At 70.2% G+C, this 20,716-nt stretch carries 15 protein-coding genes and 1 pseudogene; 11 read left to right on the top strand and 5 right to left on the bottom strand.

Going from position 1 to position 20,716, the window contains the following annotated elements:
- Positions 1-328: 328 nt before the first annotated feature.
- Positions 329-1,930 carry a PucR family transcriptional regulator gene (locus OG452_RS02335; protein WP_327293908.1) on the bottom strand — a complete coding sequence of 534 codons (1,602 nt, stop codon included), beginning with the start codon at positions 1,928-1,930 and terminating at the stop codon, positions 329-331.
- Positions 1,931-2,456: 526 nt separating this feature from the next.
- On the opposite strand from OG452_RS02335, the gene dnaK reads away from it, so the two are divergent.
- The 8 genes from dnaK to OG452_RS02295 are packed head-to-tail and all read left to right on the top strand — an operon-like array spanning position 2,457 to position 11,464.
- Complete coding sequence (gene dnaK / locus OG452_RS02330) at positions 2,457-4,349, top strand: molecular chaperone DnaK (protein ID WP_327293907.1); 1,893 nt, start codon at positions 2,457-2,459, stop codon at positions 4,347-4,349.
- A gap of 7 nt (positions 4,350-4,356) precedes the next feature.
- Entirely contained in the window at positions 4,357-4,995 is a 639-nt protein-coding gene (gene grpE / locus OG452_RS02325; protein ID WP_327293906.1) for a nucleotide exchange factor GrpE, read from the top strand.
- Between the two features lie 6 nt (positions 4,996-5,001).
- Positions 5,002-5,940, top strand: a complete 939-nt coding sequence (locus tag OG452_RS02320) for a DnaJ C-terminal domain-containing protein (protein WP_327293905.1) — start codon at positions 5,002-5,004, stop codon at positions 5,938-5,940.
- A complete protein-coding gene (locus OG452_RS02315) occupies positions 5,937-6,335 on the top strand; it encodes a chaperone modulator CbpM (protein ID WP_327293904.1) in 399 nt (132 codons plus the stop codon). Before OG452_RS02320 ends, OG452_RS02315 begins: the two co-directional genes overlap by 4 nt.
- A complete protein-coding gene (gene clpB / locus OG452_RS02310) occupies positions 6,326-8,965 on the top strand; it encodes an ATP-dependent chaperone ClpB (RefSeq protein WP_327293903.1) in 2,640 nt (879 codons plus the stop codon). Before OG452_RS02315 ends, clpB begins: the two co-directional genes overlap by 10 nt.
- Before the next feature lie 6 nt (positions 8,966-8,971).
- Positions 8,972-9,433: a thioredoxin gene (gene trxA / locus OG452_RS02305; RefSeq protein WP_327293902.1), complete on the top strand. Its 462-nt coding sequence runs from the start codon at positions 8,972-8,974 to the stop codon at positions 9,431-9,433.
- A 22-nt stretch (positions 9,434-9,455) separates the two neighbouring features.
- Complete coding sequence (locus tag OG452_RS02300; protein WP_327293901.1) at positions 9,456-9,719, top strand: UBP-type zinc finger domain-containing protein; 264 nt, start codon at positions 9,456-9,458, stop codon at positions 9,717-9,719.
- Entirely contained in the window at positions 9,719-11,464 is a 1,746-nt protein-coding gene (locus OG452_RS02295; RefSeq protein ID WP_327293900.1) for an FAD-dependent oxidoreductase, read from the top strand. Before OG452_RS02300 ends, OG452_RS02295 begins: the two co-directional genes overlap by 1 nt.
- Before the next feature lie 113 nt (positions 11,465-11,577).
- Here OG452_RS02295 and OG452_RS02290 read toward each other — a convergent pair whose 3' ends face one another.
- The 3 genes from OG452_RS02290 to OG452_RS02275 form a co-directional block, all read right to left on the bottom strand.
- Positions 11,578-12,321: a hypothetical protein gene (locus OG452_RS02290; protein WP_327293899.1), complete on the bottom strand. Its 744-nt coding sequence runs from the start codon at positions 12,319-12,321 to the stop codon at positions 11,578-11,580.
- A 279-nt stretch (positions 12,322-12,600) separates the two neighbouring features.
- Entirely contained in the window at positions 12,601-13,389 is a 789-nt protein-coding gene (locus OG452_RS02285) for a dienelactone hydrolase family protein (protein ID WP_327293898.1), read from the bottom strand.
- Positions 13,390-13,681: 292 nt separating this feature from the next.
- Entirely contained in the window at positions 13,682-14,101 is a 420-nt protein-coding gene (locus OG452_RS02275) for a Fur family transcriptional regulator (RefSeq protein WP_327293897.1), read from the bottom strand.
- A gap of 367 nt (positions 14,102-14,468) precedes the next feature.
- On the opposite strand from OG452_RS02275, the gene katG reads away from it, so the two are divergent.
- Entirely contained in the window at positions 14,469-16,691 is a 2,223-nt protein-coding gene (gene katG / locus OG452_RS02270; protein ID WP_327293896.1) for a catalase/peroxidase HPI, read from the top strand.
- 218 nt (positions 16,692-16,909) lie between these two features.
- On the opposite strand, the gene OG452_RS02265 is transcribed toward katG, so the two are convergent.
- Entirely contained in the window at positions 16,910-18,391 is a 1,482-nt protein-coding gene (locus OG452_RS02265) for a hypothetical protein (RefSeq protein WP_327293895.1), read from the bottom strand.
- Positions 18,392-19,511: 1,120 nt separating this feature from the next.
- Here OG452_RS02265 and OG452_RS35325 point away from each other — a divergent pair.
- Both OG452_RS35325 and OG452_RS02255 read left to right on the top strand, forming a co-directional pair.
- Positions 19,512-19,562 (top strand): annotated as a pseudogene (locus OG452_RS35325) (hypothetical protein); the annotation flags it as partial.
- Positions 19,563-19,856: 294 nt separating this feature from the next.
- Positions 19,857-20,672 carry an MIP/aquaporin family protein gene (locus OG452_RS02255; RefSeq protein WP_327293894.1) on the top strand — a complete coding sequence of 272 codons (816 nt, stop codon included), beginning with the start codon at positions 19,857-19,859 and terminating at the stop codon, positions 20,670-20,672.
- Positions 20,673-20,716 lie beyond the last annotated feature (44 nt).

The following is a 20,716-nucleotide window of genomic DNA, read 5'->3' as shown; positions in this document are numbered from 1 at the left end:
CTGCGGCAACGGGACGACTTCCACGCACGGGGATACATCACTGACCTTGCCACAGGGAAAAGAGGGGTGGGTCAGTTGGTGCTTTCTCGTTGTCGCTCCGTAATCCGGTTCGGACCATGAAGCACTGATGAAAGCTGGATCAGCCCGCGCCTGAGCGACGTAATGCGGGGGCTGCACCTATCGCTCAGGCCAACCCCAGCCCACTGCGGTCAAGTTGGCAAAGGCTCAGCGAGCCTCGGCTGGTACGACGACTTCCGGGTCCTTCGAAACAGAGGAGAGCCAGTGACGGAGCAGGTCTACGCGGTCGGATCCCGCTCGGGTGTGGCCATCATCCCTCCGATCGGAACGGCTTGCCCATGACTCTCCAGACCCGGGCGGCGACATGCAGGTTCAGCCGGCTGTCGACGTCGCGGAGGTCTCTGCCGCTGATCTCCCGGATGCGTTGCAGCCGGTAGCGCAGGGTGCTCCGGTGGATGGTCAGTGCGGCGGCGGTGACGTTGTAGTTGCCACCGCATTCGAAGTACTGGTAGAGGGTTTGCATCAGATCGGAGTGGTGGGCCGCGTCGTAGTCCAGGAGCGGGCCGAGCCATTCGCGGACGAAGCGCTCGGTGTCGCCCTGGTCGCCACCCGGTCCGAGAATCCGGTAGAGGCCCAGTTCGTCGAACGCGGTACCGCCGTGCGGTGAGCAGGACTGCCGGCGTACCTCCAGGGCGCGCAGGGCTTCCCGGTACGACCGCGGGATCTCGCCCGGTGTTGCGCAGCAGTCGCCTGCACCGATCGCCCCCGCGGCGGAGCCGAGCTCCCGGGCCACAGAGTGGTAAAGGGCCTCCGGCCGCGGATCTCCCTGGAGCACCAGCACGACCATGCCCGGCTGGCCGGCAAGCAGCGCCGGTATGCGCAGGCTCGCGGCGGACCGGCCGATCGCTTGGACCAACGCCTTGTCGGTGGCCCGGCCGGTCCACCGTACGGCCGCCAGATGATGAGTGCCGTGCAGGTCGTGACCGACGGCGGCTGCGCGCCTGTAGGCGCCGGCGTCGTCGGTGCCGTGGATCAGGTCATCCACGAGTTCCCGGCGGAGCCGCAGTTCCACGTCGGCGATGCTGCGTGCATGGGCCAGTTCCCTCGCAATTACAGTGCTCGCACGCCCGAGCGTGAACTCCTCCCGTGGTCCGGCGCCGCCGTCGGCATCGACCAGGGCCACAGCTCCCAGCACCTCGCCGCAGTGCCGGGCCACGGTGACCAGCCGCTTGCCCATCCGCACCGGCCGCGTCCAGCGGGCTGCCCCTTGGAGGAACCCCTCGTGCTGCGCCGCGTCCGGCTTCGGATACGGGTCGGGGCGGCCCGGGCCCGCCCAGGCCAGCAGATTGCCGAAACGGTCTTCGACGGCGACGGGCCGACCGGTGAGCCGGTGCACCGTCTCGGCCGTCCCCGCTACGCCCGCGCCGCTCGCCAAGGCCTCGTTGAGCGCCTCGTGGACGCGGTGCTGGTGCTCCAGATCTTCTACCGACGCGGCCAGTTCCCGGGCCCGGCCGCGTGCTCCGAGCCGGGCTGCGGTTGCGGCCAGGGCCACTGCGGTCTGCTGGGCCAGGACGTGCAGCACATAGCGTGCGTCGTCGCCGGGCGGTGACTGGGCGCTGCACACCAGGTGGCCGAGGGTGCTGTGCCTGGTGCCGTCGGCTCCAGCGCTGGACGCGGTGCGTAGCGCGAAGGCCCAGGCCCAGGCCCGGCCCGGCACGGTCACCGGGCCGTCCCCGCCATGCAGCCGCCGCACCTGCACGGTCAGACCGGGGGCTTGCGGCTGCTCGGCGGGCGCGGGCACCGGCGCCCCGTCCTGGGCGAGGAAGCCGGCCTCCGCCCGGCATGGCCCGAGGGCGGCCACGGCGTCCAGGGCACGCCGCAGGACATCGTCCTCATCCCGCTCGCTGTTCATGATCGTGGCGAGCGGGGACAGCCTGTGGAGGCGGGCCAGGTGCGCTCGGTCGCGCGACGACGGGGGGTGCCGCCGGCGGGCCCGCGCACATCCTGGGGCCTCCGGGGGACTGCGCTTGGCAGAGCTGACGCGGTCATGGTAGGACTCTCCGTGCTCTGTGGCGTTCGACGGTTCTCTGGAGTGCCTTACGGCCGCTGACCGGAGCTCCCCGGCAGAAGGGCTCTGCCGACCGCCTCTTCCACGCTAGGGCTCCGGGCCGCCCCTCGCCTCCTGTCCCGGTGGGGGGAGAGAGAGCCTGGATTTAGTCCCGGTAGGGGCAGGCGGCGCCGGGGTGCAGGTCGCCATGCTGATACGGACACTGGCCACCGGCGACGGCACAGGCCGACCGCGAACGGACTGGGTTGACGGAGGCACCCGCGATCCGTCCTACGGGAGGGTGCACAGCTTGCTACGGGCCGCCGCATGAGAAACACACACCCCTTAACAGTTCGTGAGTGGGTGTGCCCGTCCGAGGAGGGAGCACCTCATGGCCAAGGCAGTCGGCATCGATCTCGGAACCACCAACTCGGTCATCGCGGCATGGGAGGGCGGTGAGGCGCAGGTCCTGGCCAATGCCGAGGGCACCCGTACGACCCCGTCCGTCGTCGCCTTCACTGACACCGGTGAACGGCTTGTCGGCCAGCTCGCCCGGCGGCAGGCGATCCTCAACCCCAAGGGCACTGTCTACTCGGCCAAGCGTTTCATCGGCCGTCGGTACGACGAGATCTCCGACGAGGCCAAGGCGGTCGGCTTCGACGTCGTCTCCGACGAGCAGGGCAACGCCCGGTTCGACGTCCGCGGCAAGCTGTACGCGCCGGAGGAGATCAGCGCGCTGGTGCTGCGCAAGCTCGCCGACGACGCGGCGAAGCAGCTCGGCGAGCGGGTCACCGAGGCGGTCATCACCGTGCCCGCCTACTTCAACGACGCGCAGCGCACCGCCACCAAGGACGCCGGCCGGATCGCCGGCCTGGATGTCCTGCGCATCATCAATGAGCCGACGGCGGCGGCGCTGGCCTACGGCATGGACAAGAAGGGCCACGAGACCGTCCTGGTCTTCGACCTCGGGGGAGGCACCTTCGACGTGAGCATCCTCGATGTCGGCGACGGCGTCGTGGAGGTACGGTCCACCGCGGGCGACAGCCACCTGGGTGGCGACGACTTCGACCGGCGCCTGGTGGACCACCTGGCGGACAAGTTCCAGCAGGAGAACGGCATCGACCTGCGCAGCGACCCTCAGGCGCTGCAACGTCTCTTCGAAGCTGCGGAGAAGGCCAAGACGGAACTCAGCTCGGTCACCCAGACGCAGGTCAGTCTGCCGTTCATCACGGCCGACGCGGCCGGTCCCAAGCACCTCACCGAGACCGTCATGCGGTCCACCTTTGAGCAGATCACGTCCGACCTGGTCGAGCGGACCCTGGAGCCGGTGAAGCAGGCGATGGGCGACGCCAAGATCGGCGAGAACGACATCGATGAGGTGATCCTGGTGGGCGGCTCCACCCGGATCCCCGCGGTGCAGAGCCTGGTCCGCCGGCTGACCGGCGGCAAGGACCCGAACATGAGCGTCAACCCCGACGAGGTGGTGGCGGTCGGTGCCGCGATCCAGGCCGGGGTACTCAAGGGCGAGGTCAAGGACGTCCTGCTGCTCGACGTGACCCCCCTGTCGCTGGGTGTGGAGACCCGCGGCGGCGTGATGACGAAGATCATCGAGCGGAACACCACGATCCCGGTCCGCCGTACCGAGACCTTCTCCACCGCCGAGGACAACCAGTCGGCCGTGGACGTCGTGGTCCTGCAGGGCGAGCGCGAGAGCGCGGCAGACAACCGTGTGCTCGGCCGCTTCCGGCTGGAGGACATCCGGTCCGCGCCGCGTGGCGAGCCGCAGGTCGAGGTCACCTTCGACATCGACGCCAACGGCATCTTGAACGTCACCGCACGCGACCGGGACACCGGCCGCGAACAGGGCATCACGATCAGCGAAGGCTCCAACCTGGACAAGACCGAGGTCGAGCGGATGGTCCAGGAAGCGGAGCAGCACAGCGGCGAGGACAGGGCGCTGCGCGAGGCCGTGGACGCACGCAACGAGCTGGACGCGGCGGCCTACCAGGTCGAGCGTCGAGTGAACGAGCTGGGCGACGCCGCCCCGGCGCACGAAAAGGCCCGCGCCGAGATGCTCGTAGGCGACGCCCGGGCAGCCGTCAAGGAGGAGGCGCCACTGGAGCGGGTTCGGTCGCTGACCTCCGAACTTCAGCAGGTCTACGCCGCATTGACGGCACGTCAGGCCGACGCGGGCCAGGCCGAGGGCGGCCCGCAGGAGGGCGGGCCGGGCGAGTCCCGACCGGCCGACGAGGACGTGATCGACGCCGAGTTCGACAAGAGCTGAGGTCCGTATGCCCACCGAACCAGATCCGATGACACCCCCTCAGCAGCAGACGGCGCCTTCGGACGCGAGGCCCGGCTCGTCGCCGCCGTCAGGGCCGCAGAAGCCCCCGGCCCCTTCCGAAGTAGCCGGCGACAACCGGACCACGGAGAGGGAGGGCAACCCCCCCGAGCCAGTCGGCGTAAACCACTCCTCCGCGGAAACGGACCAGAGCCCCGCCGAGCAGCTCGACGAACTCCGGGACCGCTGGCGCCGCGCCCTGGCCGATCTGGACAACCTCCGCAAGCGGCACGCGAAGGAGCTGGCCCGCGTCCGGGCCGACGAGCGCGGCCGTACCACGGCGGCCCTGTTGCCCGTGCTGGACAACCTGGAACTGGCCCTGTCGCACGCCGAGGCCGACCCGTCCGCCGTGCTCAAGGGAGTCGAGGCGGTGCGCGACCAGGCCGTCGACGTGCTGCGCGGGCTCGGCTACCCGCGCGACGCGGAGACCGGGGTGCCCTTCGACCCGGCCCGGCACGAGGTCGTCGGCGTCGTCGACGACCCGGATGCCGAGCCGAACACCGTGGCCCAGGTGGTGCGCCCCGGATACGGCAGGGGTGAGGAGCAGCTGCGTCCAGCATCCGTCGTGGTCAGCAAGCGGCAGGAGTGACGGCCCATGGCACGGGACTATTACGAGGTGCTCGGGGTGCAGCGGGATGCCTCCTCGCAGGAGATCCAGCAGGCCTTCCGCCGACTGGCCCGCGAACACCACCCCGACATCAACAAGGACCCGGGTGCCGAGGAGCGCTTCAAGGAGCTCAACGACGCGTACAGCGTGCTCTCCGACCCCGGCACCCGGCGCCGCTACGACCGATTCGGCGAGAACTTCCGGCAGATTCCCGAGGACTGGGAGGAGCGGGTCGGTGCCGGGGCCGGGGCGCGCGGCGGACCCGGCCGGGCCGGCGACGGCGGCCGTCGGGTCAGGTACGGCAACGGTTTCGGCGGGGGCGGCCCGGACATCGACGTCGAGGACCTCTTCGGTGGGCTCTTCGGCCGGGGCGGGGGCTTCGGCCCGATGCCCGGCGCCGACCAGGAGGCCGAGCTTGCGCTGAGTGTCGAGGAGGCCTACCGCGGCGGCCGACGCAGTGTCACCCTCGCGGGTCCCGAGGGCGAGCGGTCCTACGACGTGGATGTGCCCCGCGGCGTGCTGGACGGGCAGCGTATCCGGCTGGCCGGTGAAGGCGGGCGGGGAAGCGGCGACGGCCCCCAGGGCGACCTGTACCTGCGAGTGCGGATCAAGCCCCACCCCCGTTTCCGGCTGGACGGCCGGAACATCCATGTGGCGATCCCGGTGACGCCCTGGGAGGCGGCGCTCGGCGCCTCGGTGCCGGTGCCCACCCCCGGCGGCACCGCCAAGGTGACCGTGCCGGGCGGCTCCTCCAGCGGGCGGCGGCTGCGTCTGCGGGGCGAGGGCATGCCTGCCCCGCGCGGACGCGACGGGGACCTCTACGCGGAGATCCGGATCATGGTGCCGCCCGAGCCCAGTGACGAGGAGCGCCGGCTTTTCGAGGAGCTGGCAGCCGTGTCCACCTTCGAGCCCAGGGAGCCACGATGACCAGCAAATCGCGGGCAGACGCCCCGCGGGCCCAAGACCTACAACAGGCAACACGGCGTGGCCCCAGCGTTGGCGCCGGCGTCTACACCCTTGTGCCGGTGACTCGCCGGTTCAGCCTGGATGTGACCGCGCGGCGCTGCGGCTTGCACCCCGATCTGATCCGCAGGCTGGTCGCGCTCGGCCTGGTGGACGCCGCGCACGACGCCGAGGGCCGACTGTGGTTCGGCCCCGGTGCCCCGGCCACGTTGGCCCGCGTCCAGCGGCTGCGGGCCGGGCTCCAGCTCAACTACGCCGCCGTCGGCCTGGTGATGCACCTGCTCGACCGCATCGGCGAGCTGGAGGCCGAGGTGCGACGCGCTGAGACAGGCTCCAGGAGGGACGAATCGTGGATATGAACCAGCTCACCCAGAAGTCCCAGGAAGCCCTCCAAGAGGCGCAGACCATCACCGGGCGGCTCGGCCAGACCGAGACTGATGGCGAGCACCTGCTGCTGGCGCTCCTCGAACAGCCGGACGGGCTGGTCCCGCGGCTCAGTGCACAGGCGGGCGCCGACACCGAAGCCCTGAAGTCCGCGGTCTCGGCGGAGCTTTCCCGCAGGCCCAAGGTGACCGGCCCGGGCGCCACCCCCGGCCAGGTGTATGTCACCCAGCGGCTGGCCCGGCTGCTGGACGCCGCCGAGCAGGAGGCCAAGCGGCTGAAGGACGAGTACGTGTCCGTCGAGCACCTCGTCCTGGCCCTCGCCGATGAGGGGTCCCAGACCGCTGCGGGCCGCCTGCTGAAGGAACACGGCCTGACGAAGGAGACGCTGCTGTCCGGGCTGACCCGCATCCGCGGTAACCAGCGCGTCACGTCGGCGACGCCCGAAGCCGCCTACGAGGCACTGGAGAAGTACGGCCGCGACCTGGTCGCCGAGGCACGCAACGGGCGAATGGACCCGGTGATCGGCCGGGACGGGGAGATCCGGCGGGTGATGCAGATCCTCAGCCGGAAGACGAAGAACAACCCGGTGCTGATCGGCGATCCCGGCGTCGGCAAGACAGCCATCGTGGAGGGCCTGGCACAGCGGATAGTACGCGGTGACGTGCCTGATGGGTTGCGGGACAAGACCGTCTTCGCCCTTGACATGAGTTCCCTGGTGGCAGGCGCAAAGTACCGCGGCGAATTCGAAGAGCGCATGCAGGCCGTGCTGAACGAGGTCAAGGCCGCCTCGGGTCGCATCCTGCTTTTCGTCGACGAACTGCACACCGTCGTCGGGGCGGGCAGCGTGGAGGGCGCGGTGGACGCCGGCAATATGCTCAAGCCGATGCTGGCCCGTGGCGAACTGCACATGATCGGCGCCACCACACTGGACGAATACCGCAAGCGCATCGAGTCCGACGCCGCCCTGGAGCGCCGCTTCCAGCAGGTCATGGTGGACGAGCCCAGCGTGGGCGACACCATCTCGATCCTCCGTGGCCTGCGGGAGCGCCTTGAGGTGTTCCACGGCGTGAAGATCCAGGACACCGCGCTGGTGGCCGCCGCGACCCTCAGCCACCGCTACATCACCGACCGATTCCTGCCCGACAAGGCCATCGATCTCGTCGACGAGGCCTGCGCCCGGCTGCGCACCGAAATCGACTCCATGCCGGCCGACCTGGATGAGATCACCCGTCGGGCGACCCGTCTGGAGATCGAGGAGGCCGCGCTCGCCAAGGAGGACGACCCGGCCAGCCACAAACGGCTGGAGGAACTCCGTCGTGAGCTGGCCGACCTGCGCGCCGACGCCGATGCCATGCACGCCCAGTGGGATGCCGAACGACAGGCCATTCGGCGCGTGCAGGAGCTCCGTCAGGAATTGGAGCAGGTCCGCCAGGACGCCGAGGAAGCAGAACGCGCCTACGACCTCAACCGTGCCGCTGAGCTGCGCTACGGCAGGGTCCAGGAACTGGAGCGGCGGCTGGCCGCCGAGGAGGACACCCTCGCCGCCAAGCAGGGCGAACAGCGGCTGCTGCACGAGGTGGTCACCGAGGAGGAGATCGCCGAGATCGTCGCAGCCTGGACCGGCATCCCGGTGACCCGGCTCCAGGAGGGGGAGCGGGAGAAGCTGCTGCGGCTCGACGAGATCCTCACCGAACGGGTGGTCGGCCAGGACGAGGCCGTCAAGGTGGTCTCCGACGCCATCATCCGGGCCCGCTCCGGCATCCGCGACCCGCACCGGCCGATCGGCTCGTTCATCTTCCTGGGCCCCACCGGCGTCGGCAAGACCGAGTTGGCCAAGGCGCTCGCGGCGGCTCTGTTCGACTCCGAGGAGAACATCGTCCGCCTGGACATGAGCGAGTACCAGGAACGGCACACCGTCAGCCGGCTCCTCGGAGCCCCGCCCGGGTACGTCGGCTACGAGGAAGGCGGTCAGCTCACCGAAGCGGTGCGCCGCAAGCCGTATTCGGTGGTCCTCTTCGACGAGATCGAGAAGGCGCACGCCGACGTCTTCAACACCCTGCTCCAGGTGCTCGACGACGGTCGAATCACCGACGCGCAGGGCCGCACCGTCGACTTCCGCAACACCATCCTGATCATGACCTCCAACATCGGCTCGACCCACCTGCTCGACGGGGTCACCGCCGAGGGGGAAATCAAGCCGGACGCCCGCGCCCTCGTGATGGGCGAGCTGCAAGGCCACTTCCGCCCCGAGTTCCTGAACCGGGTCGACGACGTGGTGCTGTTCAAGCCGCTGGCCCGCGAGCAGATCCAGCACATCGTCGAGTTGCAGTTCAACGACCTGCGCCGGCGGCTGGCCGAACGGCAGATCACCGTCGAACTGACCCAGGCAGCCCGCGAGCACATAGCAGAGCAAGGCTTCGACCCGGTCTACGGCGCCCGGCCATTGCGCCGCTACATCTCACACGAGATCGAGACGCTGGTCGGCCGGGCCCTGATCCGCGGCGACGTGCAGGACGGGGCGACGATCGGGGTGGATGAGCACAACGGCGAGCTGGTCGTGACCTACGACGGGCCGTCGCAGACCGACACGGGAAGGGCCGCGTGAGATCCGATGGCGCGCCTGTGGAACAAGAACATCAGCTGTACGACATGCGGCCGCACCAACCGGTTGCCGGCAGCGGCCGAGGGAACCCCGCGCTGCGGTGCCTGCGGAACGGCGCTGCCCTGGATCACCGATGCCGGTGACGTCGACTTCGCGCAGATCGCCGAGCAGGCGGATCCGTTCGTGCTCGTCGACCTGTGGGCCACCTGGTGCGGCCCGTGCCGCCGGGTCAGCCCCGCACTGGAACAGGTCGCACGGGAACTGGCCGGCCAGGTCAAGCTCGTCAAAGTCGACGTCGACGCCTCGCCGCGACTCGCCCAGCGCTTTCAGGTGCAGGCCGTGCCGACCCTGCTGATCCTCGATCACGGAACGGAGATCGCCCGCCAAGCCGGTGCCGCCCCGGCAACCGAGCTGCGCCGGTGGGCCGAAGAGACCATCGCAGTCCGCCGGACGGCCCGTCCGGCGGCGTGAGCAGACGTACAGGAGGACACTGATGACCACCTTCACCGATCCGCATCTTTCACTCGTCCGCCCCGTGGAGCCTCGCACCCCCCAGGGCTGCGAGGAGTGCCTGGCCGACGGCACCCCTTGGGTACACCTGAGGATGTGTCTCACCTGCGGGCACGTCGGGTGCTGCGACTCCTCTCCGAACCGGCACGCCCGACGGCACGCGGCCACCGCTGCCCACCCCATCGTCCAGTCCTTCGAACCGGGAGAGGACTGGCGCTACTGCTTCATCGACGAGGCCCTGGTCTGATGGCCGTCGGCTCCGCCACTGCCGAAACGCCTCCTGAGACGCCCGACCACAGCGGCGCCTACCCCCGGCTGACCCCGGAGCAGTTGGACGTGCTGGCGCGCCGTGGTGAGCGGCGGCGGGCCTCCGCGGGGGAGGTGCTGTTCCGCGAAGGCCGGACGTGCGAAGAGTTCCTGGCCGTCGTCAGCGGGCTGGTCGAAGTGGTCCACGATCACGGCGGCGCGGACGAGCGTACGGTGGCCGTGCACGGCCCGGGAAGGTTCCTGGGCGAGCTGGGCCTGCTGGAGGACCAGGCTGCCTTCGACACGGCGATCGTGCGTGAGCCCGGCGAGGTGCTGGCCGTCCCGGTCCAGCGACAGCGGGAACTGATCGCCCGTGACCCGGTCCTGGGGGACCTGGTGCTCCGCGCCTACCTGGGCCGCCGCCAGCTGCTCATCGGCATGGGCGCCGGTTTCCGGATCCTGGGTTCGAGCTTCTCACCGCAGACCCGGCAGCTGCGCGAGTTCGCCGTGCGCAACCGGCTGCCGCACCGGTGGACCGACCTGGAAAGGGACCGGGAATCCGAGGCACTGCTGCGCAGATTCTCCATCCGGCCGGAAGAGACCCCCGTGGTCATCTGGCAGGGACAGCAGGTGCTGCGCAACCCCGGCCCCGCGAGCCTCGCCCGACTCGTCGGGCTGCCCGCGCCGGCGCGCGACGTCACCGAGTGCCAGCTGCTGGTGGTAGGAGCGGGCCCGGCCGGTCTTGCGAGCGCCGTGTACGGAGCCTCCGACGGGTTCTCCACGGTGATCGTGGACAACCTCGCCACCGGCGGCCAAGCCGCGTCCTCCGCACGTATCGAGAATTACCTGGGCTTTCCGTCCGGCATCTCAGGGGGCGAACTCATGGACCGCTCCGTGCTCCAGGCCCGCAAGTTCGGCGCCCAGATCACGCTGCCGCTGGAGGCGGCCGGGCTCGCACAGCGGGACGGACAGTGCGCCGTACATTTCACCGACGGCACCACCATCCGGGCCCGCGCCGTCGTGCTGGCCCAGGGTGTGCGCTACCGCCGGCTGCGGGCGCCCGGCGTGGAACGCCTTGAGGGCCACAGTGTGTTCTACGCCGCGACGCTGCATGAGGCCCAGACCTGCGGCACGGACCCGGTCGCCATCGTCGGCGGCGGCAACAGCGCCGGCCAGGCCGCTCTCTTCCTCGCGGAGTACGCGTCCGAGGTGCGCCTGCTGGTGCGCAGTGGCTTCCTGGACAAGGACATGTCCCGCTACCTGGTGGACCAGGTGGAACGGCACCCGAAGATCGACGTGTTGCTGCACAGCGAGGTGCACAGGGCCACCGGCGAGGACGTCCTGCGCTCGGTGGAGGTGCGCGACACCGTCACCGGTCGGCTCGGCGAGATCCCAGCGCGGGCGCTGTTCGTGTTCATCGGGGCCCGCCCGCACACCGAGTGGCTGGCCAGTGCGCTCGCTCTGGACTCCCGGGGCTTCGTGCTGACCGGCACCGCCGCAGCCGCCGCAGCCGAGACAGGCCCAGAGGGCCCCTGGGCTCCGCTGGGCCGCAGGCCACTGATGCTGGAAACCACCCAGCCCGGCGTGTTCGCCGCAGGCGATGTCAGAAGCGGTTCCGTCAAGCGGGTGGCGTCGGCCGCCGGCGAGGGCGCGATGGCCATCCGTCTCCTCCACGAACACCTCGCCCAGGAGGGCAACCTCGTCCGCACCCCCGCGGCCGACGCCCACCAGCCGGCCACCGGCTGACGGGCCCAACTCATTCCCGAGTTCGGTCTTCACCGGCGAGACGCAGCAGATTGCCGCGGAGACACGGCGCTTCCTCCAGCGCTCGGCCAAACATGCCCCAGGGCCGGACCGGCCTAACGAAGGATGCTGACGGCGCGCGCGATGACGAGGAGTGAGGTCAGCAGGGCAGCGATGCTCTGGACGCTCATCATGACTTTGGCGCGGGCCGACAGCGGCATGGTGTCGGTCGGACTGAAGGCGGTCGAGTTCGTGACGGACACGTACAGGTAGTCGACCAGGCTGGGCATCCAGTCCGAGACGGCACTGGATCCGTCCGCGACTTCCTGGACCGCGTCGTTGTTCTCGTCCTGGGAGAAGCGGAAGTCCGCCAGCGGCAGTTCGCCACGCGGCAGCTGCGTACGGAGGACCGGACCGCCCCGGTCCAGTTCCCAGTAGGCCAGGCCGAAGATGACGATATTGGTGGTCCATACCTGCAACGCGGCCACCAGCAGTGAACGCCCGTCCTTCACCCCCGCGTACACCAGCTCGTGGATCAGCACACCCAGGGCGAACAGGTTGCTCGCGGCGATCAGCATGACGAGCGTCAGCGACAGGACACGAAAGACCGGGGTCTGGCGGGTCAGGCGCTTGGGATTGACCGCGATCAGCGGTACGAGTAACAACACTTCCAGCACCGGCAGCAGATAGCGCGGCGCGATCAGCAAGCGCTGCGGCAGGGCCAGATACAGCACGATCGCGGTGAGTGTCGCGAGGACACCGGGCAACCGGGCCTCCCCACGGCGCTCGTGCCGGGGATGCTCGGTCCGGGCCTGGACGAGCCTGCGCGTCATGTCCTGCGGGATCCCCTTCGTCGCCATGGGCCAACTACTGACGGCCCGTCACTGCAATCTAACCCACACGGCGTGACGGCAGATGGACCCCGATCCGGTTGTGGGGCCTCAATCGCCGCAGGAAGGTCGTCGGAAACACGCCGGCCGCGCTGAAGTCGATCCGCGTCCCCCAACCTGACGGCGCACCCGTCTGGATGATGCGGAGCCAGCGGCGCGGCCGGTCAACAAGGACCGCACCTTTCTCGTCAGCGTCGGCAGGCGGGGCGTCACACCATGGTCATGCCGGTCGGCGGCCGGCCGCGTGGCTCACGCCCGCGGGACTCGCAGTTCGTCGCGGAAGAGCCGTACCACCTGCTCCCACGACGCGTCCGCCGCCGTCTTGTCGTACGTCTCGTACCCCGGGAAGAAGAAGGCGTGCGCGGCATCGGGGTGGACCGTCACCTGATGGCGTACCCCCGCTGCCGTGAGCGCGCGGCGGACCGCGTCGACTTGGGCCGCGTCGATCACGTGGTCATGTTCGGCGAAGAAGAGCGTGAGGCGGGTGCCGTGTGCCGCGATCGCGGCCGTGTCGTCGAGGAGCGGGGCCGGGCGGCTGAGCGCCGTGCCGGTCGTGGGCAACCAGCCCGGGTAGTAGATCGCGGCCGCCGCGAGAGGCAGCCGGGCCGCCGCGAAGTAGGCGAAGTGGCCGCCGAGGCTGAAGCCCAGCATGCCGGTGCGGTCCGCGGCGCCCGCATAGGTGCGGGCGTGGGCGGCCGCCGCCCGCAGGTCCGCCTCGACCTCGTCGCGGGTCATCCGGGCGACCAGCTCGAAGGCGTGGGTGCGGTTCGCGTCGGAGTGGGCGAAGCCGGCCGCCGATTCCGGGTCGGTGCGGTGGTAGAGGTTCGGGACGATCGCTACGAAACCGAGGGCGGCGACGCGGCGGGCCACGGCACGCGCGTCCTCGTTCACGCCCCACAGTTCCGTGCCGACGAGCACGACCGGGTGGTCGCCCGCGGTAGCGGGGCGGGCCAGATAGGCGGACATGCGGGTGGGTGCGCCGGGTACTTCGATGACCGGCTGCTCGTCGACGACGTCAAACTCATGTTCGTAAGTCACGGCGGGACTGTGTCACGATCCGAGCCGGGATGCAGGGGTTTTGATCAGTTCAGGCCCCGCGTGCGACGCTCCGCCCGCGCCTCGATGCCCCGGAAGTGCGTGGCTATGGCCTCCTGCACGTCGCGGGCCCGCAGCGCCGCCACGATGGCGCGGTGCCGGTCGACGATGACCTCGGGAGCCGGGTCACCGGCCCACCCCCGGCGACCCGGTCGAAGACGTTCCAGAACGCGCCGAGGGGCTGCGCACCCAGTAGTCCGGGCAGACGGTGTTCGGCCACTTGGCGCAGCCGCGTTCAGGCTGTGCCCGCGCAGGCCGGGCACAGCCCGCGGTACGTGATGTCGGCTGCCGTCACGGTGAAGCCGAACCGCTCCGTGTCGGGCAGGTCGCCGAGCGGGGAATGGGCCGGATGGACGTCGCGGATGGTGCCGCAGCCGGAGCAGACCAGATGCTGGTGCGGATGACGGGCGTTGGGGTCGTACCGCTTGGCGCGCCCGCCGGTGGAGACTTCCATGACCTCGCCGAGGGAGACCATCTCGCCCAAGGTGTTGTAGACCGTCGCGCGGGATATCTCAGGCAGCAGGCGAACGGCCCGGTCCTGCACCTCGTCGGCGGTGAGGTGCACGTGGTCGCCGTCGAGAACCTCCGCGACGACCCGCCGCTGCGCGGTCATCCGCCAGCCCCGCCCGCGCAGTCGTTCCACCAGGTCGCTCATCGCGGTCCCCCTCTTCCGGGCTCTTCCGATCGCACGGGTCCTGCTGCCGGACCGCCTTGCGGCCGGTCACGGCACTGGCGTACTTCTTGACTTAGACTGAGTCCATTGTAGGATATGTTCCGGCACTAGCCAAGGGAACGGGTGCTCTCGATGGAGGAGCCGAACGCGAGATGGACCACTACGGGCGGTCCGGCTGTGGCCTGCCTGCCTTCTCGCGTACGACACCGCTCGTTACCGTCCGACCCGGTCACTCCGGTGTGTGCCCCGGCGCGCAGCTGGGTGTCTGATGTCCGGGAAGCTCCGGCTGCACTGCCACCGTCCACACTTTCTCCAGCACCGCGATTCGCGCCGGTCCGGAAGGAATTCCATGACTGAGAACCACGACGCCATAGTCACCGATCCGAAGACCGAGGAGGCGGGTGGGTGCCCGGTCGTGCACACGGCCCGCGCCCCGCACCCGACTCAGGGCGGCGGCAACCGGCAGTGGTGGCCGGAGCGGCTCAACCTGAAGATCCTCGCCAAGAACCAGCCCGTCGCCAATCCGCTCGGCGGGGAGTTCGACTACGCCGAGGCATTCAAGACCCTCGATCTGCCGGCTGTGAAACAGGACATCGCCGAGGTCCTGACCACCTCTCAGGAGTGGTGGCCGGCCGACTTCGGTCACTATGGGCCGCTCATCATCCGCATGGCGTGGCACAGCGCGGGCACCTACCGCATCAGCGACGGCCGTGGTGGCGCGGGTGCCGGACAGCAGCGGTTCGCGCCGCTCAACAGCTGGCCGGACAACGTCAACCTCGACAAGGCCCGCCGTCTGCTGTGGCCGGTGAAGAAGAAGTACGGCCAGAGCCTGTCCTGGGCCGACCTGCTGATCCTCGCGGGCAACGTCGCCCTGGAGTCGATGGGATTCGAGACCTTCGGCTTCGCCGGTGGCCGCGCGGACGTCTGGGAGCCCGAGGACGACGTGTACTGGGGCCCGGAGACCACCTGGCTCGGCGATGAGCGCTACACCGGTGACCGCGAGCTGGAAGAACCGCTCGGTGCCGTGCAGATGGGCCTCATCTACGTCAACCCCGAGGGCCCCAACGGCAACCCGGACCCGCTTGCCTCGGCCCGCGACATCCGCGAGACCTTCCGCCGCATGGCGATGAACGACGAGGAGACCGTCGCCCTCATCGCTGGCGGCCACACCTTCGGCAAGACCCACGGTGCCGGACCCGCCGACCACGTGGGCGACGACCTGGAGGCGGCGGGCCTGGAGGCACAGGGCCTCGGCTGGCGGAACACCTTCGGCACCGGCAAGGGCGCCGACACGATCACCTCGGGCCTGGAGGTGACCTGGACCAGCACCCCGACGCGCTGGAGCAACGGCTTCTTCGATAACCTCTTCGGCTACGAATGGGAGCTGACCCAGAGCCCGGCCGGTGCCCACCAGTGGACGCCCAAGGACGGAGCAGGCGCCGGTACCGTCCCGCACGCCCACGACGCCCACAAGAAGATCGCGCCGACGATGCTGACCACCGACCTCGCGCTGCGCTTCGACCCGGTCTACGAGCCGATCTCCCGTCGCTTCCACGAGAACCCGGAGGAGTTCGCGGACGCCTTCGCCCGGGCCTGGTACAAGCTCACCCACCGTGACATGGGCCCCAAGTCGCTCTACCTGGGCCCCGAGGTCCCGGCGGAGACCCTGCTCTGGCAGGACCCGCTGCCGGAGGCCGAGGGCGAGCCGCTCACCGCCGAGGACATCGCGGCGCTCAAGGAGAAGGTGCTCGGTTCCGGTCTGAGCGTGGCGGACCTGGTCTTCACCGCCTGGGCCTCGGCCTCGACCTTCCGCGGCAGCGACAAGCGCGGCGGTGCCAACGGCGCCCGGATCCGCCTGGAGCCGCAGCGCGGCTGGGAGGCCAACGACCCGGAGCGGCTGGCCTCGGTGCTGCGCACCCTGGAGGAGGTCCGCGCGGACGTCAACTCGGGCGCGCGGAAGGTCTCGCTCGCCGACCTCATCGTGCTCGGCGGCACCGCCGCGGTCGAGAAGGCCGCCCGTGACGGGGGCCACTCCGTCGAGGTCGCCTTCACCCCGGGCCGCGTCGACGCGACGGAGGAGCACACCGACGCCGAGTCGTTCGCCGCGCTGGAGCCGACCGCCGACGGCTTCCGCAACTACCTCGGCAAGGGCAACCGCCTGCCGGATGAGTTCCTGCTCATCGACCGGGCCAACCTGCTCACGCTGAGCGCTCCCGAGATGACCGCCCTCGTCGGTGGCCTGCGGGTGCTGGGCGCGAACGCCGGGCAGTCCACGGCGGGTGTCCTCACCAACACCCCCGGCGTGCTGACGAACGACTTCTTCGTCAACCTGCTCGACCTGGACACCACGTGGCGTCCGGCCACCGACGGCGGCAAGGGCTACGAGGCCGTCGACGCGTCGGGCAAGGTCGTCTGGACCGGTACCCGGGCCGACCTCGTCTTCGGCTCCAACTCCGAGCTGCGGGCGGTCGCCGAGGTGTACGCGAGCGACGACGCGAAGGAGAAGTTCGTGCGTGACTTCGCAGCCGCCTGGACCAAGGTGATGGACCTGGACCGCTACGACGTCGCCTGATCCGTAGGTTGGTCGAATCGTACGTCGCTCGTTCCGTACGACGCCGTCCGATCCGCAGGACGGCGCCTCCGGCCCGTCGCCCCGCTGTCACAGTGGAGCGACGGGCCGGAGGCATGTCCCGGAGCGGCCGGGCCGCACCCCGTCACCTGGCGGGCCGACATGTGCCGGCTCGCCAGGTGACACAAACGATCGCGCCGCATACCGTCAACGGACCAACCTCAGCTGGACGCTAGCTGGTTGGCGATCTCCTTGTGCCACTTCTCGGCGTCGGCAGGGTCGTTCAGGGACCCCGCCCACTCCTCCGCCGTCATATGCAGATGGGCGGGGCCTGCCTTCAGAGCGACGAGCAGTTCCCGGGCCGAGGCACGCAACCCGGGCTCGGTCTTCCGGCCGGCCGGGACCTCGGGGCCTGCGGCGAGGCCGTAGAGGGTGCGCGCCATGGCATCGCGCTTGCTGTGTTCGGCCTTCTTCCAGAACTTCAGCGCTTCCTTGAGGGCGTCCGGGCGGGAGGCGGGCTCGGAGGCGGCCGGGCCACCCTCCTCCGTGGACGGGGCCCAGCGGTCGGGGTGGCGGGCGCCGTCGTAGCGCTTCTTGCCGGCGCGACCGGCCTTGTACGCGGTGACCGAGGCCAACAGCCCTGCCGCTGTAGCGGCCAGGCCCCAGCCGACCGGGTTGCTCGCCAGTGCTCCCGTGGCAGCCGCCGCGATCGTCACCGCGCCGCCGGCCGACCTCGCGCCGTCCCCGACCGCGCCGACCCCCTGTTTCCAGAGCTTGTTGCGTTGCTTGGCCAGGGCGTAGTCCCGGGTGGTGTTGAGGACATTGGTGTCCTGTGCCTGCTTGACGTCTCCGGCGGCCTTCTCGATGGTCGAGAAGGCGTCGCCGGCACGGTCCAGGGCGGCACTCAGCCGATCCGCGAGGCCGTCCCCGTCGCCGTCGTGGGCGCGCTCCAACGCGACATAGGCCTGCGCGAGCGCCCAGTGGCTCTCCGTCTCGGCCTCGCGGAGCCGGGTGAGCTCGTGGTCGTCCACCGGCGCGGGCACGTCGATCTTCTTGACGTCCCGGTACTTGCGCGTCGTCAGCCCGAATCGACGCGCCGCCCGGACGCTCTTGACGCCCGCCACGGCCCCGATCATTCCGCCCCCGGCCTCAGCGACACTCGCTGCCGTCACGATGCCCTCAGCGTGCAGGGAGTTCTTGGCGACGCCGATGACATCGGAGCCGTAAGTCGCCAGGTTCTGGATCGCGTCGAGCGTCTTTGAGGGGAACTTCTTCCGTGGGGCGTGGGAGGAGGGGCCCGTCGGGTTCTCCTTGGATTCCTTGTACGCCTTGCGTGCGTCGAGGACGTTGTTGACCGCCGTGACCCCGTCGGTGAGTCCCATCTCGGCGCCGGCCGCGGCGGAGGACGCGCCGACCTGCTCCGACAGTCGGGTGTCGGCGGTCTGGGAGGCCCGCCAGTTCATCTCCGCGTCGGCCGGGACCAGACCGCGCAGGACGAGGGTGTCGAGGACGTCGAGGTGCTTGTTGGCCCGCTCCAGCGCACTGGCGATCCTCTCCCGGATGTTCAGCCCGGTACGGGACGCCTTCGCCTTCGGTTTGCCCGTCCCGTCACTGGACCCCTTCGTCTCGGTGTCCGGGGCGAGACGCTGGACAACGGCTGACGCGGCCCTGTTACCGGCGAGCGCCTGTATCGACCCCATCATCGGTCCGATGCTGCGGAGGTGGGGCGCCCCCGCCAGGTTCACACCCGCCAGGTTCCCCCCAGCCAGGTTCTCCGTGCCGCGTGAGACAGGCCGGGGCCGTGGAACGGCCGATTGCCTCGTACGGTTACCCAAAGCAGTGTTACCCACCGGTATCCTTTCGTGCTCGTGCTGACACCGGGTGCGTGACAAGTCGAGGCATCCGGCGGGGCGTTGCTTTCCTCACAGTATCGACTGCCTTCCGACCCTCACGGAAGGTGTTTCCCGACTCACATCGGTCCCGCGCTCAACTCGCTTGTGAATCATTCGGCTGACGGACCAATCCGCCACGGTGCCGGCACCGAATGGCCGGTGTGAGCGAAGACCGGGAAGTTGCAGTGCCGGAGGCGGGCCGCCGTAAGGGGCCGGCCCGTGTCGTGCGCGCCTCGCTGGGTGCACTGAGCGGGCTGATCACCGGGCTCGCCGCGCTGTGTGTCGCCGAGCTCGTTGCGCCGTCCGTCCGGCCGGAGGCGAGTCCAGTGACGGCCGTGGGCGGTGCGGTCATCGACCGGACCCCGCCCTGGCTGAAGGACTTCGCCGTACGGCACTTCGGGACCAACGACAAACTGGTGCTCCAACTCGGCATCCTGGCCCTCCTGGCCGCTTTCGCCATGGCCGTCGGCGTGGCCGCGCTGCGCTACCGGAAGACCGGTTCCGCCGCCGTACTGCTCTTCGGGGCGGTCGGGGCGGTCGGGGCGGTCGGGGCGGTGGCGGCGGCGGGGCGGCCTGACGCCGGCCCGCTGGACGCACTGCCCTCGGTCGTCGGTGGCGCGCTGGGCTGCGGGGTGCTCTACCTGCTGACCGGCAGGCTGGCTCTCCGCCCCTTCCGCACGGTCGGCGTGACCGAGGGGAAGGGCGAGACGCACGGGGTCTTCGACCGACGTGGGTTTGTGATCGCCGCGACGGCCGCGGTGGCGGCATCGGCCGGAGCGGGCGTCCTGGGACGCCGGCTCAACGCATCAGGGGCGGCCCAGGCCGCCGCCGCACGGAAGAACATCGTGTTCCCGCGGCCCGCCTCGTACGCCCGGCCGATCCCGGCGGGCGCGGACCTCCGGCTCCAGGGCCTGAGCCCGTTCAGCAGGAGGTGCTGCTTGAGGTCTGGCGGTCCGCTGCCCGCTTCCAGCCCTCTCGCGGCTCCGGGATGACCTGGGTCCTCACCCTCGCCCACCGGCGGGCGGTCGACCGGGTGGGCGGCGGTCTCCCGTCCGACGGCCTGCGCGGTCCTGCACCCGGCCTGAGCGGTTCTGCACCCGGCCTGCGCGGTCCTGCACCCGGTCGCCGGTCCCAGCTTGCGCAGGCGCTCCGCTGCACGTCGTATGGGTATGCCGGTGTGCGTCTTTCGGCCGTACGGTGCGTCAGTCTGCCGCGCTTTGCCTCTCCGTGCCGCCGGCCGTACGTCTCAGCCCGGACTGTCTGGAGGCAGGTGTCCATGTCAAAAGGCGCAAAGAGAACGGGTCTGGTGGCTGAACTTTCCGCGGAGTTCGCCGGCACCATGATCCTCATCCTGTTCGGGTGCGGGGTGGTGGCGCAGGTGGTGGCCGGGGGCCTCGGGGACCACGACAGCATCGCCTGGGCCTGGGGTTTCGGCGTCACGTTGGGTGTGTATGTGGCCGGCCGGATCAGCGGGGCCCACATCAATCCGGCGGTCACGCTCGCCATGGCCCTCTTCCGGGACTTCTCCTGGGCCAAGGTCGTCCCGTTCATCGTGGCGCAGACCGCCGGTGCGTTCACCGCCGCGCTGCTCGTGCGGTGGAACTACACGGAAATCCTGGCCAAGTTCGACCCCGGCCACACGTTCAAGTCGCAGTTCGTCTTCTCGACGCTGCCCGGCAACGGAACCTTTCCGGTCAGCGAGTGGGGAGCCCTGCGCGACCAGATCATCGGTACCGCGATCCTGCTCTTCGTGCTGTTCGCGCTCACCGACGTGCTCAACGACCCGCCCGGCGCCAACATGGGGCCGTTTCTCATCGGGCTGCTCATCGTGGCCATCGGGATGGCGTTCGGCGCCGACGCCGGGTACGCGATCAACCCCGCGCGTGACTTCGGCCCCCGACTGGCGAGCTTCATCACCGGCTACCACACGGCCTGGCGAGATCAGTACGGCAACTTCTACTTCTGGGTGCCGATCGTCGGGCCGCTGATCGGTGGTGTCCTCGGTGCGGGGCTGTACAAGCTGATGATCGGGCGCTTCCTGCCGTCGCTCGGCAAGGGGCAGGAGACCGGGAGGATTCCCACGGCGGACTGACGGCAGGCCCGGCAAGGCCGGTGGAGCCGGTGGTGGGGACCCAT

The organism is Streptomyces sp. NBC_01197 (assembly GCF_036010505.1).
Taxonomy (GTDB): domain Bacteria; phylum Actinomycetota; class Actinomycetes; order Streptomycetales; family Streptomycetaceae; genus Streptomyces.
Note: the sequence above shows the minus strand (reverse complement) of the source record. Positions and strands in the feature narration are given on the sequence as shown.

Bases quoted from the DNA above. Each gene is read 5' to 3' on its own strand.
- OG452_RS02320 (WP_327293905.1), top strand. From the start codon at position 5,002: ATGGCACGGGACTATTACGAGGTGCTCGGGGTGCAGCGGGATGCCTCC.
- dnaK (WP_327293907.1), top strand. From the start codon at position 2,457: ATGGCCAAGGCAGTCGGCATCGATCTCGGAACCACCAACTCGGTCATC.
- OG452_RS02255 (WP_327293894.1), top strand. From the start codon at position 19,857: ATGTCAAAAGGCGCAAAGAGAACGGGTCTGGTGGCTGAACTTTCCGCG.
- OG452_RS02335 (WP_327293908.1), bottom strand. From the start codon at position 1,930: ATGAACAGCGAGCGGGATGAGGACGATGTCCTGCGGCGTGCCCTGGAC.
- katG (WP_327293896.1), top strand. From the start codon at position 14,469: ATGACTGAGAACCACGACGCCATAGTCACCGATCCGAAGACCGAGGAG.
- OG452_RS02300 (WP_327293901.1), top strand. From the start codon at position 9,456: ATGACCACCTTCACCGATCCGCATCTTTCACTCGTCCGCCCCGTGGAG.
- trxA (WP_327293902.1), top strand. From the start codon at position 8,972: ATGGCGCGCCTGTGGAACAAGAACATCAGCTGTACGACATGCGGCCGC.
- OG452_RS02295 (WP_327293900.1), top strand. From the start codon at position 9,719: ATGGCCGTCGGCTCCGCCACTGCCGAAACGCCTCCTGAGACGCCCGAC.
- OG452_RS02275 (WP_327293897.1), bottom strand. From the start codon at position 14,101: ATGAGCGACCTGGTGGAACGACTGCGCGGGCGGGGCTGGCGGATGACC.
- OG452_RS02315 (WP_327293904.1), top strand. From the start codon at position 5,937: ATGACCAGCAAATCGCGGGCAGACGCCCCGCGGGCCCAAGACCTACAA.
- grpE (WP_327293906.1), top strand. From the start codon at position 4,357: ATGCCCACCGAACCAGATCCGATGACACCCCCTCAGCAGCAGACGGCG.
- OG452_RS02265 (WP_327293895.1), bottom strand. From the start codon at position 18,391: ATGATGGGGTCGATACAGGCGCTCGCCGGTAACAGGGCCGCGTCAGCC.
- OG452_RS02290 (WP_327293899.1), bottom strand. From the start codon at position 12,321: ATGGCGACGAAGGGGATCCCGCAGGACATGACGCGCAGGCTCGTCCAG.